The organism is Gilliamella sp. ESL0254 (genome assembly GCF_013344985.1).
Classification (GTDB): Bacteria; Pseudomonadota; Gammaproteobacteria; order Enterobacterales; family Orbaceae; genus Gilliamella; species Gilliamella bombicola.
This window is the reverse complement of the sequence record NZ_JAAEDU010000001.1, coordinates 1,365,155-1,380,818: the sequence shown is the minus strand read 5'-3', so window position 1 is coordinate 1,380,818 and position 15,664 is coordinate 1,365,155. Positions and strand designations below refer to the sequence as shown.

At 34.6% G+C, this 15,664-nt stretch carries 9 protein-coding genes; 2 read left to right on the top strand and 7 right to left on the bottom strand.

The genetic code is table 11. The features are described 5' to 3' along the window. The first annotated feature begins 511 nt into the window (after nt 1–511). Nucleotides 512–1,408 (top strand): DMT family transporter, encoded by an 897-nt coding sequence (locus GYX25_RS06425; protein WP_174786986.1) that lies wholly within the window; start codon nt 512–514, stop codon nt 1,406–1,408. Nucleotides 1,409–1,493: 85 nt separating this feature from the next. Here the strand turns inward: GYX25_RS06425 and GYX25_RS06420 are convergent, their stop codons facing one another. After that, nucleotides 1,494–2,777: a virulence factor family protein gene (locus GYX25_RS06420; protein ID WP_174786985.1), complete on the bottom strand. Its 1,284-nt coding sequence runs from the start codon at nt 2,775–2,777 to the stop codon at nt 1,494–1,496. A gap of 1 nt (nt 2,778) precedes the next feature. Further along, nucleotides 2,779–5,382: a bifunctional lysylphosphatidylglycerol flippase/synthetase MprF gene (gene mprF, locus GYX25_RS06415; protein WP_202983830.1), complete on the bottom strand. Its 2,604-nt coding sequence runs from the start codon at nt 5,380–5,382 to the stop codon at nt 2,779–2,781. A 404-nt stretch (nt 5,383–5,786) separates the two neighbouring features. On the opposite strand from mprF, the gene GYX25_RS06410 reads away from it, so the two are divergent. Further along, on the top strand, nt 5,787–6,470 hold the full coding sequence (locus GYX25_RS06410) for an HD domain-containing protein (RefSeq protein ID WP_174786984.1): 684 nt from the start codon (nt 5,787–5,789) through the stop codon (nt 6,468–6,470). Between the two features lie 102 nt (nt 6,471–6,572). On the opposite strand, the gene GYX25_RS06405 is transcribed toward GYX25_RS06410, so the two are convergent. The 5 genes from GYX25_RS06405 to GYX25_RS06385 form a co-directional block, all read right to left on the bottom strand. Continuing rightward, complete coding sequence (locus GYX25_RS06405; RefSeq protein WP_174786983.1) at nt 6,573–7,496, bottom strand: AEC family transporter; 924 nt, start codon at nt 7,494–7,496, stop codon at nt 6,573–6,575. 27 nt (nt 7,497–7,523) lie between these two features. Beyond that, nucleotides 7,524–10,178 carry a bifunctional uridylyltransferase/uridylyl-removing protein GlnD gene (gene glnD / locus GYX25_RS06400; RefSeq protein ID WP_174787042.1) on the bottom strand — a complete coding sequence of 885 codons (2,655 nt, stop codon included), beginning with the start codon at nt 10,176–10,178 and terminating at the stop codon, nt 7,524–7,526. A 176-nt stretch (nt 10,179–10,354) separates the two neighbouring features. Next, nucleotides 10,355–11,485, bottom strand: coding sequence for a class Ia ribonucleoside-diphosphate reductase subunit beta (gene nrdB / locus GYX25_RS06395; RefSeq protein WP_091346625.1), 1,131 nt, complete (start codon nt 11,483–11,485; stop codon nt 10,355–10,357). 138 nt (nt 11,486–11,623) lie between these two features. Next, nucleotides 11,624–13,912 (bottom strand): class 1a ribonucleoside-diphosphate reductase subunit alpha, encoded by a 2,289-nt coding sequence (gene nrdA, locus GYX25_RS06390; protein ID WP_091346436.1) that lies wholly within the window; start codon nt 13,910–13,912, stop codon nt 11,624–11,626. Between the two features lie 295 nt (nt 13,913–14,207). After that, the gene (locus GYX25_RS06385; protein WP_091346435.1) at nt 14,208–15,599 is read right to left on the bottom strand and encodes a hypothetical protein; all 1,392 of its coding nucleotides are present in this window, start codon (nt 15,597–15,599) and stop codon (nt 14,208–14,210) included. Between the last annotated feature and the right edge of the window lie 65 nt (nt 15,600–15,664).

Here is a 15,664-nt window from a genome sequence, read left to right as displayed (position 1 = left end):
TTAAGAAAGCATGTGTATAAGTCAAAAATAAAATTTGTAATAGTTTAGATAGTAATGTTGGTTGTGTACTGATTTTGTGCTTTGATTAAAATTAATAGATAAGGTTTTATTGTATTGATAACTTTATTTTAAATTTTAAAAAAAATTAAAATAATTATTTATTAAAAATCATTGTATTAGTGATTTTTTTCATTAAATATTAAAAAATAGGTGAAATTAAATTGAACTTTTTGCTATTTAGATTGTCTATATTAACAGATTATGTTTTTCATTTTTTGCCCTCCACTCGAATATTCGAGTGGATTTTTTTTGCCTTGTTTTTGGTGAAAAATAATTTGCGTTTAGTTAAACAGAAATATAGTATCTATTTAGGTTATTAAATAGCATTATTTTATCAATTCTTCCTTCAATATTTTTCACTTTATGTTGAGTTGCTAATTCTAAAAATAAATATCTAGCAATAAAATGCGCTTTAATAATAGTTTTATTTATGTGAGCTGAGAGAGTTTTCATGTTATTTACAAAAAGAATACAAGGGCACCTTGTTGCACTTATGACAGTGTTTATTTGGGGAACAACTTTTATTGCAACTAAAGTTTTATTAATCGATTTTAAGCCGATTGAAATTCTGTTTTTTCGATTTAGTTTAGGGTATGTTGTCCTTTGGATCTTAGCACCGCGTTTTTTGGCATGGCAGGGTTTTAAAAAAGAGTTTATGTTTTTGTGTGCTGGGCTGTGTGGTGTCACTTGTTATTTTTTGTGTGAAAATATTGCATTAACCTATACAACAGCGTCTAACGTTGGAGTTATTACTACTTTAGCGCCAATATTTACTGCGATATTATCGATATTCTTTTTAAAGGCGGAAACACCACCTAAGCGTTTTTATATTGGTTGCTTATTTGCCGTTGTTGGCGTTGGGTTTATTAGTTTTAATGGCAAGTTTGTTCTTTCACTCAATCCACTTGGTGATCTGCTAACTATGTTAGCTTGTTTGTTTTGGGCTTGTTATTCAATTTTGGTAAAAAAGAGTAGTAATTATGGTTACAATATAATTTTATTAACAAGAAGATTCTTTTTTTATGGTCTGATGTTGATGTTGCCAGTATTGTCTTTCTTCGATTTTGAATGGCATTTGTCTCGTTTTACCGATCCTGTAAATCTACTCAATATTTTATTTTTAGGTGTCGGTGCTTCGGCAATTTGTTTTGCATCTTGGAATTATGCTGTTAAATTAGTAGGGGCAGTCAAGATTAGTATTTATTTATATTTAGTCCCTATTCTTACCATTATTGCTGCAGTTATTATTTTGAATGAGTCTTTTACTTGGATTGCCGCTATTGGTACATTGTTTACGCTTTGCGGTGTACTGTTGTCAGAAAGTAAGGTTAGTATAAAAAGAAGCTAATTTTTTATTTGTCTACGAAAGCCCAAAAGGCGCATTAGTCTCTTGGGTCTGAGGCTGTTTTTATATTTTGATATCGTTAATTAATTTACTGTGTTCTTTTGTCGATGGCATCCATAATAATTTGTCCAAGATGCTCATAATTTTCATCAAAATGGTGTCCGCCGGGTAGTTTGAATGCTTCCCCTTTCATTTCTGGTTGTAAGCATCCTGTTTCGTCTTTTTCTTCTTCACCGTAAATACAAAATAGTTTGCTTGCTGGAATTTTGTTGACTTCTGGCCCTGTTTTCATTTCGTTGCCTGATTGGCCAAGCCAGCCACTGATTTCGATTTCAAAATTGGCATCTTTTGAAAAGGCAATCATAACAATTGCTTGAATGCTATTTTGATCTGCAATTGATAAACGATTATAAAGCGAAGGTAAGATGTCTCCACCAAATGAATACCCTGCCAGCACAAAACGGGTTGTTCCCCATTTTTCTCGGTATTGTTGCATTAAGTAGCTCAGATCTTTAGCACTACGTTCAACCGAACGATGTTGCCAAAATAGTTTTAATGCATCAACTCCAACCACGGAATAACCGTGCGAAGCCATGTATTCTGCCGATACTTTATCTAAATCACGCCAGCCCCCATCACCCGAATAATAAAGTGTTACTGTATTAGGGTGAACTTCTTTATTGGTTGCCGGTAATTCAATAACAGGTAGTTGTTCATATTTCCCAAACAAAACCGATGCAAGGTGTAAGCTTAGTAGTTCAACTGGCGAGGCTTGATACTCCCCTATTGACGTTGTGACAGCAATTTTTTTTTGTTCACGTGGAAAGACAGCCACTTCTTCTTCAGGTGGGTTATTCCAAATCACTTGCCATGTTCCATGGCTTGCTTGTGCTGGCAAAGGGAGGTCACAATCTTTATGATTTAATGTAAATTCAATTGATAGTGCTTTCGCATCATCACTTTTTTGCTCTGTTAACCAACGGTAAGCAAAAGCCGCACCTTCTTGCATTCCTGCAACGACAAATTGTGATTCATTTAATATCTTGACGGCTTGATTAAAGCGGTTTTGTTGTTCGCTACAACTCTTTTCTTTTGGTTTTAATTCAAACTGTACTAGTTTGGCACCCATTTTTTCAGATAAGTCTAATAGCTGTTGTTCTGTAAAATGATTTCTATTGGTGGCAACAATAATAGCAGCAGCTTCAGCTCGTTGTTTAGGGCTTGCTGATATGATCGAAAGGTCATTGCTGATTGTTATCGTTTTTACTGATGCACGACTTTGGTTTTTTATCAAATACCAACCAATAAATCCTAGTAATGTTATGAGTATTACGGTAATTAAGAATAAAATATAACGTATTATTTTTTTCATTTTATGAACTCTTATTCTTTTTTAGCCCTGTTATACCGCCTGAAATGAGCATGGTTGTGTCAATTATTGCAACTAAAGGATCAAGTCCTGCAGGAACGGCCATATAACGCGGTTCCCAATGTGTTGCGAACTTTTCTTTAAAACGGCGTAATCCTTGAAAATTATAAAAACGCCCACCACGACGAAAAACTAATGCACCGAGCCTTTGAATCATAGGAGCTCCCCGACGCCTTTGCATTCCAGCAAGGGGTACCATACCTAAGCTGAAGTATTTAAATCCTTTTTCTTGATAATGTAAAATCAAACCAACCATCAAAAATTCCATCGTTAATTTGGGAATATCTTGCACAACACGCATTAAATCGATACTAGCTGAATAGTTTTGATTAGTTTCTAACAAATTAACAAAAGCAATAATGCGTCCTTCATATTCGATGGCTGCGATTGTAAAATTATCTAAATATTGTTTAGAAAAAGATCCTAATGAAAATTTTTTTTCTTTCGAATGTTTGTTTTTAAGCCAAGCATCCGATACAGCTTTTAATTGCTCAAGTGGAGCAGTTCCTGGTGGATAGAATTTTAATGAGAGTCCATCGCGTTGCCCACGATTCCATGTATAACGAAGATCTTTATAAGTTTTTGATGTTAAGTCAAATATTTTTAAGTTAACTAATGCTTCTTCGCCGAGCTTAACTGTGCGCAAACCAATATCCATATAGAAAGGCAGATTAGCCGCTTTGACTTGATAAAACACAGGACGTAGGTGATGTTCGTCACATAAATCACGGAATGACCAAATCAAATCGGCTTTTTCGGCGTTATCTCCTATTGGGTCATAAAGGGCGACCATGCTTCTCCCTCGTCTTGAATACATGATGAATGCTGTTTCGCTGGCATTAAAAAGTAATGATTTATCACCACTCATCGCAAGCCCACCTTCTGGTTGTTTTGAATCTAAAACAATTTGGTAAGCTTTGCTAAGCTGGTCATTGTTAGGCGTGGTTAAAATAGGTAATGCGGGACGGAAAATCCAAAATAGCATGACACAGCTTAATAAAATAAAGCTTCCCAAAGCTGCGCGTAGTGCTCGAGGAACTTTGCTATCTAACTCAAATTGCCACCATAATGAGTGGCTATAAGGTACGTCTTGATAGATGAATAATATTACCCAAACAAAAAGGGCTATGGTACAAAAGCAAATTGCAAAAAAATTAAAAGAAAACGGTATGACGATTAAGCGGCTTTTTCGATAAAAAGCATGTCTAAAATGGATTAATAAGATTGCGACGCATAATAATACGCTGGCCTCTATCCAATGCAATCCTCGTAGTAATGAAAGTGCAGATCCTATTAGTAATAATATGACCGAAACACTCCAAGCCGAAAATAACCGGCGGCGTAATCCCATTGCGAGTAATAAGAATAAAACACCAATTAAGCTAGCGCTTAAATGCGCAATGTTGATCACTTTTTCAGGAATAAGTGAGATGATTAATTTGCGGTTAAAACCAGGTAAAACGCTTGAGAACATCATAACAACGCCAGCAAAAAAAACTGTTGCTGCCATGACTGATGCAGCAATACCTGTTTTGGCTTCTTTAGCTTGTGGAGGAGCTAAAAAGTGTTTCCCTTCATTGGCAAGTAACAAGATACTGGCTGGAATTAGGGGGAGTAAAATATAAATGATACGATAGAGAACAAGTGCAACGGTTAACGATGCGGTCCCAATTTCTGATGATAATGACGCTAGCATAATAGCTTCAAAAACACCTACGCCACCAGGCACATGGCTTAACACTCCAGCGACTAATGCGAGAATGTAAATCATAATAAAAGTGAAGAAATTAGGTTGTATTGGCAATAAAAAATAAAGTATAGCACCAGCTAAAACAGCATCAAATAAAGTGATAACAAGCTGACAACTTGCCAGTTGAATGTTAGGTAAACGGATTGTCCAACGAAATAATTTAAATAATCTGGTATTTTCATTCGGCCTTTCAGGCAATCGATGATAGCATAAAAAAATGAGCAACAAGGCATAGATGCTAAATATTGAGCCTGCAGTTAACCATACGCTGTTTTTTGTCATATGAAGCGCTAACATGGTTTGATGAGGATGGATGAGGGCTGCGATTGCTGCAAACAACGGTAATGAAAAACCTAATGATAATGTCACAAAAAGAGACATTCTAGCAACATCTATAGCGGTTAAACCTTGTTTAAAGTAAAGACGACACCTTACAGCACCACCTGATAATGCCGATAGACCGATTGCATTACCAATAGCAGAGGCGCAAATTCCACCAACAATAATAGTAGAGGGTTTTAAATTAACGCCTGCGTAACGTGCGGCTGACCATTCGTAACAGATTAACATTAAATAGCTACCGATCGCAGATAGACACGATAATGCAATTGTACGCATAGATAAATTATGTATTGCGAGTTTTAACTCACTAAGATTGATTTCTTTAAGTAAGTGCCAGCATACAATAAGTGCTATGAAAAAAATAGATAGGCCAAATAGTAGAGCTAAAAATTGGCGATAGCGAGTGAAGTATTCTATGAACTGCCAAGGCAAAACTTTACGCGCTGATATTTTCACTTAATCAACTCCAATACTTGCTTCGATAATATTTTTATTTTCGCATTCTACCTTCCCAATCTAGTTAAAACAATCATAGAAACATAAAAAATATTCACATTAAATATTTTTTTAATTTACGTTATCAAGTTTACTTAATATTTAAAAAGATAGTTAGAAGTTTGTTTATTTATATAACTCGAAATATTAGTATGCAATGGTGGTGAGAAACGTTATAGATAAATGCCATTAAGGTGATAAGATTTTATCGCAATAATATATAAATAGCTAAGGTTAATCATTAGTCAAAATGAATATTAATTTACTATGTTTAGTAAAGTATTTGCCAACTATTTGTTATTAATTCTATTTAAATTTTTTACGTTTATCATTTTATCTTAATTAACTTTTTGAGTAAAAACTGGATGAATAAATTACCAAATACACAATTAACACAGCAACAACAAAAAATTGTTTTGGATATCCAACTTTTTGTGAAACAAAAACTTATTAATGACTTTTCTGGTCATGATATGGCGCATATTGAACGGGTGGTGAGATTGGCTATGCAGATTTTGCAACATGAACCCAAAGCCAATAGCTTTATTGTGATTGTGAGTGCTTATTTACATGATGTTATTGATGACAAAGTAGTTGACGATGTCAACCAAGCTACTACTGAACTACGTCAGTATTTAACATCGCTTGCTTTGACTAATAACGAAATTGAGTTGATTTTTGCTATTATCGAAAACATGTCATATCGAAAAAATCTTTCAAATAAAAAAACGTTATCGCTTGAAGGTCAAATTGTGCAGGATGCGGATCGTTTAGATGCACTAGGCGCAATTGGCATTGGGCGTACTTTTTATTATGGAGGAAATAAGCATAATATAATGCACGATCCTTTAATTCCACCAAGAACGTCAATGACAGAACAGAATTATAAACAACCTAATACCGTCATTAATCATTTTTACGAGAAGCTTTTTTTGCTTAAAGATATGATGAATACTAAAACCGCAAAAAAAATGGCTAAGCAGAGGCATCGCTTTTTGGTTCAATTTGTCGCGCAGTTTGAAAAAGAGTGGTTGGGTGAAAACTCATGATATGATCACCTAATTTTTGAATAGTAGAGTTAGGCGAGTATGCCGTACGCTACCTTAAAAACGGTTTTTAATTTATCTCAAGCTCGCTTAGTTTTTTTACAATTAGAACGGTATTGGTGCACCAACAAGCCACAGAACAATAGGTAACGTGATTAAACTTAATAATGTGCTTAATAAGGTTGCACTTGATACCAGTTCTGGGTGAGTATCAAACTGAACTGACATGAGTGTTGTATTGGCTGCACTTGGCATTGCAGCTAATACAATTAATACCTGCTTATAAATTGGTAAAATGGGCATAAAATAGACCATGCAAAATGCGACTAGTGGTGAAATGATCATTCGGGTCAGTAATGAAAGTGAAAGCTTGGGATAATCCAGTTGTTGGATCTTTATTTTGGCAAGTTGCATTCCCAAAATAATCATAATCACAACGATCGACGAATCGCCAATCATTCCAATGGATGTCATAATTGATTTAGATAAAGGAATATGACATAACTGAAAAAGAATACCTAAAAAAGCGCCATAAGCTACAGGCATTCGGATAACTTTATTGATGACATCCTTTTGACTGACAATGTCTCTACGAGCGCTGCCTTTTGCTGCATAATAGATACCAACAGTGCTCATTACAAATTGTTGTAATACCATCATAATTACGCCAAGATCAAACCCTACTGAGCCAAAAAAAATTAACAGTACTGGTGTACCATAATTACCATTATTCATAAAACATGAACTTAAAATCATGGCGCAGCGCTCTTTGGTTGAATATTTCATTATCATAGACAAAATTGAGATGATAATAACTAATGAAAAACAAAGACCCAAAATATAACAAATATAAAATAGATAATCGGTAGTCAAATTATGTGTATAAAATGTTTTAAATGCCAAAAAAGGGGATAGTACATAAAGTGACATTTTTGATAGATTAGCAACATCAAAATTTAAGGCTTTTTGTGCGATGAAGCCCACAATAAAAATACAAAAAATAGGGAATAAAATAATAAAAAATTGCATAAGTTATATCTTTTTTGGTTAATTTTATTAATTCATTGAATCAAGAGCAATAACGATTGATTCTCGAAGCTTTTGACAAGTATCATCATCAAGCGCTTGGTTGTGTTTATCTGTTAGAATAAACAGATCTTCAATATGTTCGCCGATAGTTGCAATTTTTGCACTGCGTAATGATAAGTCTAAGTTAGCAAATATTTCACCCACATAAGCAAGCAACCCCGGCCTATCGAGTGCAATGAGCTCCATATAAGTTTGGCTGTCATTGAAAGCAGAAAGAAAGTTAACTTGAGTGGGTACTAAAAACGATCGTAACCGTTGTTTAGGTGGTTTAATGGTTACACCTTTATAAACAGGTTGCTGTAGTGCTTTATCAAGTGCATTCACTAGGCCTTGATTTCGATCTTCTTGCACTGTTTGTCCATTAGGATCTAATACAATGAAAGTATCAAGCGCAAAGCTTTTTTTATTCGTAATGATAAGCGCATCGTGAATTGTTAAATTGTGCATACTTAGCGTATTACAGACAGTTGCAAATAAGTAAGGTCTATCTGGCGAATAAATAAAAATTTCACTGCCACCATGATATGGGTGGGGATTTATGGCTACCAATATTTTGGTCAAATCGTGCTGTAATAAAATTTGTGTATGCCATACAATCTGTTCTTTAGTATAACGAAGAAAGTAATCAACACGATAGCATTGCCAAAGATCTTTAACGATCTGTTCATCATAATTTTGCTTAAGTAAAATGGCTAACGCTTCTTGTTTATTTTTACGTGCTATACTTCGTTGCTCAGGAATTTGGCGGATATCTGAATCAAAGGAGTTTTTTGCATTAAGGTAGAGTTCACGCATTAAACTTTGTTTCCAACTATTCCACAGCGTTTCGTTTGTTGCACACACATCCGCTACTGTAAGACAAAGCAAATACTGTAAACGACGTTTACTTTTGACAATTTGAATAAACTCGTTTATAACGGCAGGATCTTGTAAATCGCGGCTTTGTGCTGTTACCGACATTAGTAGGTGATAACGTACTAACCAAATAACTAGTTCAGTATCTTTGGTTTCTAATCCATGCAATTGGCAAAATTCTTCAACTAGATGGGCTCCAATTTCAGAATGATCACCATGTCGTCCTTTACCTATATCATGAAATAACCCTGTAATAACTAATAATTCAGGTTTAGATAATTTAGCAAAGACTTTTGCGCTATTAGGGTGTTTTTGCTTGCCGCTTTCTGTTTTTAGACTATCGAGCTCAAGCAATAAGCGGATGGTGTGTTCATCAACGGTGTAAGCATGAAACAGGTCAAATTGCATCATGCCAGATATCTGTTTCCAGCCCGGTATATAGACCGAAAGTATGCCATATTTATGCATGGGTAAAATTGCTTTTTCAATTGCATCTGGGTGTTTGATAATTAACATGAAAAGCGATCTTGCTTTGGCATTTTCACAGAGTAAATTAGTTAGAGAACGTCTTGCTGAGCGTAATTGTCTAATGGTATTAGAATAAAGGCCAATCACTTGAGGATTAAGCAATATTGTATAAAACAGCTGCATAATCATAATAGGCTCTTTTTTAAAGATCTCATCATCTCTTACATCAATGAGTTTGTCTCTAATTTGAAAATATTCATCGATATTATAAGGTTTATTTTGTGGGCTATGATTAAGAATAGACTCATAAAACAGCTGTAATAGCATTTGATTGAGTTCAGTAATATTGTGAGCAACACGATAATAATCATGCATCATTTTTTCTACAGGTGTGTTACCGTCACCTTTGTAACCTAACATATTGGCAATGCTAAGTTGTCGATCAAAAAGCAAGCGGTTATCATAACGAGAGATCACACAGTGCAAGGCAAAACGCATTCGCCATAAAAATTTACGACACGTTTTAAAGTCTGCAATATCTTCAGGGGTTAAGTAGTTGAAATCGGACATTTTTTGCAAAAATTCGCCACCAAAATGGCGAGTTGCGATCCATTGAATGATTTGCATATCTCGCAAACCACCTGGACTATTTTTTAAATCAGGTTCTAGATTATAAGAGGTACTGTGATATTGTTTGTGGCGTTCTTGTTGTTCTTGAATTTTTGCTTTATAAAAGGCATGGGAAGGCCAGATTTTATCGCTAAAAATTTGTTTATGTAGTTCATCTAACAGTAATTGATTTCCCGAAATAAGTCTTGACTCAATCAAATTAGTCATTATGGTGATGTCATTTTTCGCTTCTTGTAGGCAAATTTTTAATGTCCTAACACTGTGCCCTATATCTAAATGTAAATCCCATAATAAGCGAACAAGATCACCAATTTGTTTTTCAATTTCTTTAGTTAACGGATAATCACTAAGAATCAAAATATCAATATCTGACAATGGATGCAATTCAGCCCGTCCATAACCACCAACGGCAACCAAAGCGATGCGGTTGCGTTTAAAGAAAGAGGAGACATGTTTAGGTATTTGGTAGAAAGACCATAATCGTTCAAGCAAACGATCGATAAATTGACTACGTAAATGCACTAGCGTATCAATATCAATTTGTTGCTCAAATTGCATCATAGACCATTGTTGAAAAGCTTCGAGTTGTTGCTTTAGATAGAGGATATTTATTTGTTCATCGCTAAAATCAAGCGGCGATACAGGGTAAAACAGATGCGTTTTAGTCATGATCATATTATCAAATCAAGATAATTCAATAGCCATATCCTTACCCGATTTTCAATGAGTGTCAAGCTACCGTTAGAATAATATGATTATTTATGACTGATTTTTATAATAAAAAAGGAACAATAATTTGTTCCTTTTTTAAAACTTTCAATAAAATATAAGTTTTAGTATAAAACCTATAAGGTAAAATCGCTTAAATCATCTTCATTCATTTCAGCATCAATTTGCCCAACTAAGTAAGAGCTCATTTCGGCTTCTTGTGGTGCAACTTGTACATTATCAGATACTAGCCAATTATTGATCCATGGAATTGGATTTGATTTAGCTTCAAATGGCAATTTTAGTCCAACCGCTTGCATACGGATGTTAGTGATGTATTCGACATATTGGCATAAAATGTCTTTATTCAAACCAATCATTGATCCACCTTCAAACAAGTATTCTGCCCACTCTTTTTCTTGATTTGCCGCTTGCAAAAAGAGGTCATAACACTCTTGTTCACACTCTTTGGCTATGTCTGCCATTTCAGGATCATCTTCGCCACTTCGTAGCGTATTAATCATAAATTGTGTGCCGGTTAAATGTAGGGCTTCGTCACGGGCAATAAGTTTAATGATTTTTGCATTACCTTCCATGAGCTCACGTTCTGCAAAGGCAAAGGAACAAGCAAAACTAACATAAAAACGAATAGCTTCAAGTGCATTGACACTCATTAAGCACAAATAAAGTTTCTTTTTTAGTTCGCGTAAATTAATAGAAACAGTGCGATTATTGATGTTGTGGTTACCTTCGTGAAATAAATTATAGTAACTTGCGTAGCTAATAAGGTCATCGTAATAACCTGCAATGTCACCGGCACGTTTTTGTATTTCTTTATTGGTAACAATATCGTCAAAAACGACAGATGGATCGTTAACAATATTACGAATGATATGCGTATATGAACGTGAATGAATGGTTTCTGAAAACGACCAAGTTTCTACCCATGTTTCAAGTTCTGGAATAGAAATTAGGGGCAATAATGCAACATTGGGGCTGCGTCCTTGAATTGAATCAAGCAAGGTTTGATATTTTAAATTACTAATAAAAATATGTTTTTCATGTTCTGGCAATGCGGCGTAATCAATACGATCTTGAGAAATATCGACTTCTTCAGGGCGCCAAAAGAAAGAGAGTTGTTTTTCAATTAATTTTTCAAACATTTCATACTTTTGTTGATCATAACGCGCAACATTTACTGGCTGTCCAAGGAACATAGGTTCTTTAAGTTGGTCGTTATGCACATGCGAAAAGGTACTGTAATTCATACTCATAAAAGAACTCCTACTAATTTATCGTTGCTTTTACCGCTACCTTTCGACAGTGTAAAAGGTAAATGGTGGGGGGATGATTTTCCCCTCATAAAAATTTTATTTTAGTATGTACTGTTTAGGTCTTAACAATAGCTAAATTTTACAAGCGCCACCTTCACAACCATCGTCACTGTGTGTTGTTGGAACAATATCACCTTGAATATCTTCAGCCCCATCGCGTGTATTATGATAATAGAGTGTTTTTACGCCAAATTTATAAGCGGTCAATAAGTCTGATAATAGCTGTTTCATTGGTACTTTATCATTTGGGAATTTAGTCGGATCATAATTCGTATTAGCCGAAATTGATTGGTCAATAAATTTCTGCATAATTCCTACTAATTGTAAATAACCTGTATTATTTGGAATTTGCCAGAGTAATTCGTAGAAGTTTTTCAGATTATTATAATCTGGAACAACTTGTTTTAAGATACCATCTTTTGAAGCTTTAACACTAATAAAGCCTCGAGGTGGTTCAATGCCATTTGTTGCATTGGATATTTGTGAAGAAGTTTCTGATGGCATTAATGCCGATAAAGTTGAATTACGTAGCCCATGGGCTTTGATAGATTCTCGTAATGATTCCCAATCATAATGTAAAGGTTCTTTTGTAATAGTATCTAAATCTTTTTTGTAAGTATCGATTGGTAAAATGCCTTGAGCATAAGTTGTTTCGTTAAATAGTGGGCATGCACCCTTTTCTTTAGCAAGATTATTAGAGGCTTTTAACAAGTAATATTGCATGGCTTCAAAAGTACGATGCGTTAAATTATTTGCACTACCATCAGAATATTTAACGCCATTTTTGGCTAAATAATAAGCATAGTTAATAACGCCAACGCCTAATGTGCGACGATTGATTGAAGAGTTTCGAGCCGCAGGAACAGGGTAATTTTGGTAATCCAGTAGCGAATCAAGCGCACGTACCGTTAAGTCAGCAAGTTCTTCAAAGTCATCTAATGATTCGATTTGGCCAAGGTTAAAGGCTGATAACGTACAAAGTGCAATTTCACCTTTTTCATCATTGACATTATTAAGTGGCTTTGTTGGTAGCGCAATTTCCATACATAAATTAGATTGATGAACTGGCGCTAATTGAGCATTAAATGGGCTGTGAGTATTACAGTGATCAACATTTTGGATATAAATGCGTCCAGTTGATGCGCGCTCTTGCATTAATAGTGCAAAGAGTTCAACGGCTTTAACCACTCGTTTGCGAATATTGACATCTTGTTCATATTGGTGGTAAAGCGTTTCAAACTTATCTTGATCGGCAAAAAAAGCATCATAAAGCCCTGGGACATCTGATGGGCTGAATAAAGTAATATTTTCGTTTTTGATTAACCGTTGATACATTAATTTATTGATTTGTACCCCATAATCTAAATGGCGAACACGGTTTTCTTCAACTCCACGGTTATTTCGTAAGACTAACAAGCTTTCGACTTCTAAATGCCAAAGAGGATAGAAAACGGTTGCGGCTCCACCACGGACACCACCTTGTGAACATGATTTAACCGCAGTTTGAAAATATTTATAAAAGGGAATGCAGCCAGTATGAAATGCTTCACCACCACGAATTGAACTTCCTAAAGCACGAATTCTTCCTGCATTGACTCCAATTCCTGCACGTTGCGATACATATTTTACAATAGCGCTTGCTGTTGCATTGATTGAATCCAAACTATCATCACACTCAATTAATACACAGGAACTAAATTGACGAGTAGGCGTACGAACACCTGCCATAATTGGAGTTGGTAGTGAAATCTTAAAGGTAGATACAGCATCATAAAAACGTTTTATATAGCTAAGGCGTGTTTCTTTTGGATAATTGGCAAATAAACAGGCTGCGACGAGAACATACAAAAATTGCGCGCTTTCATAAATCTCTCCAGTAACACGATTTTGTACCAAATACTTTCCTTCAAGTTGTTTAACTGCTGCATATGAAAAAGACATATCTCGCCAATGATCGATGAACTTATCCATTTCCGCAAATTCTTCTGGAGTATAATCTTCAAGCAGATGTTCGTCGTATCGTTTATTTTCTACTAACTTCTTAACATGTTCGTAAAGAGATGGTGGTGTAAACTGGTTAAAGGCTTTTTTACGTAAATGAAAAATAGCTAAGCGTGCGGCCAAGTATTGGTAATCAGGGGCATCTTGAGATATAAGATCGGCTGCAGCACGAATAATTGTTTCATGGATATCTGAAGTGCGGATTCCATCATAAAATTGAATATGAGAACGCAATTCAACTTGTGATACCGAAACATTATCTAATCCTTCGGCTGCCCATGTAATGACTTTATGGATTTTATCAAGATTTATTGGCTCTTTTTTGCCGTTTCGCTTTGTGACAAGTATTGATTTATTCATTTTTCATTCACTGTAATTATGTATTTTTGTAATATTTATAGTAATTGATATTTATCAAAATATACAATATATAGTACCTATTAATTATTTAATTACTATATATAGTAGGATTGTTAATTGGTAATGCTGATTTTATTAACGAAAATCAGGTTTTATTGATTTTAAAAGGTACTGTCAGTTTTTATTAACAGCCCCATAAAGATTGGTATAAGTGGAAAAAATGAAAATATTGTATATGATAAGATCTACCTATGAATAGATAGATCTTAAAATTTACAGGGGCGTCGTCAATACTTTATCTTCTAGGTATAGATACGCATATGCCATTTTTATCTTCTTTTTCTTTATCGCGACAATGATATTTTCCGTCATAAGTATGTATATCACAATACTCTCCTACCCATGTATTCCATAAGTAGTATCGATTATAACTCTTTGATTGGTCTTCATCTGGTCCAAAAGATCCTGGATAAGGTTGTTGGCCCGGATCGCCCCATTCACTAAATAATGTTCCTATTTCACGTGTATATAATATTTCTTTTTTCTTATCACTTAACTTCGCATTACTTACTTCGCGATCGTGACTTAAGCGATAACGACCACTTTTATTTGAACATGCCTCAATAACCTCATCAAGATCACCTTTCATCGCTTGTAGTATTCCTTTATTGTTATATTTTTGCTTCCAAGCATCAAACCATTTGGTAAGGGTAAATGAGTATTGAATTGTTGTATTTTTAGTTTTGTTTTTTCCTTCAATTACAACTGTATACCCAGAGCCAGAGCCCATAACATGTTGCCAAGCTTTACCTGGATTTCTTGCATCAGGGGTATTGAAAGTTACCGTGACATAATTATTATTATTGGTGACATTAACTAGTGCATTGCCTTGCTTAACTTTCCAAATGTAGTTTGAGGCGATACCTGGGTTGGACAAAATCAAATTAAATTTAGCACCATAAAAACCTGTAGTTGGGAAGTTCTTTACTGGATTAACACTCGATTGATGTAAGAAACCATAATTTGGATCCCATTGGTTCTTGTGACTCCCTTTAACCGTAGATGGATTTAATGAAGGTTTAGCATAACAAACAAAAGCATCATCTAATATAGTATACGTTTTAGATGGATGAGTGATGACATCCTCATTAGGATAGGTATTGGTATTAGGGATACCATACTGTGAAGATAAAATTAAATCAGCCGATAATTTGACTTTAAAAGGTGCATGCATTCCTTTTGAGGATAAGCTACAAAAAGTATCGTTATCCTTAGGGGTAAATTCAACAAGTTCATTATTTCGGTTAGTATAATACCAAGTCATATTAACTTTTTGTTGTCCCATGAGTTCAAGTGCTTTTAATTCATCGCCATCAAGATCAAAGTACTCATTATTATTCGGTTGTTTTATTGGCGCTGCATTAATTGTATTTTTGAAAGGGTAGTGATGCTGAATGGGTAAATATTTTACTTCATCTCCATAATAATTTTTGTTATTTACACTCAAACCAAATAAATTTAAATCATCGATACTCTGCTCAATTATTGGAGATAGAGATGGGTGTATCCCGTGAATAGCTTGAGTTGTGTGAACGCTAAGACTTGCATGACTTATTTCGGAAAATTGCGATAATATTGTGGTGTATATCACCGATTTTAAATGTTTTTTTATTATTACTTGATTCATGTTTGAACTCCTTTTCATTATTTTTTTTATCCTAAAAAAATTAAAAGTCATCATAAAATGATGAC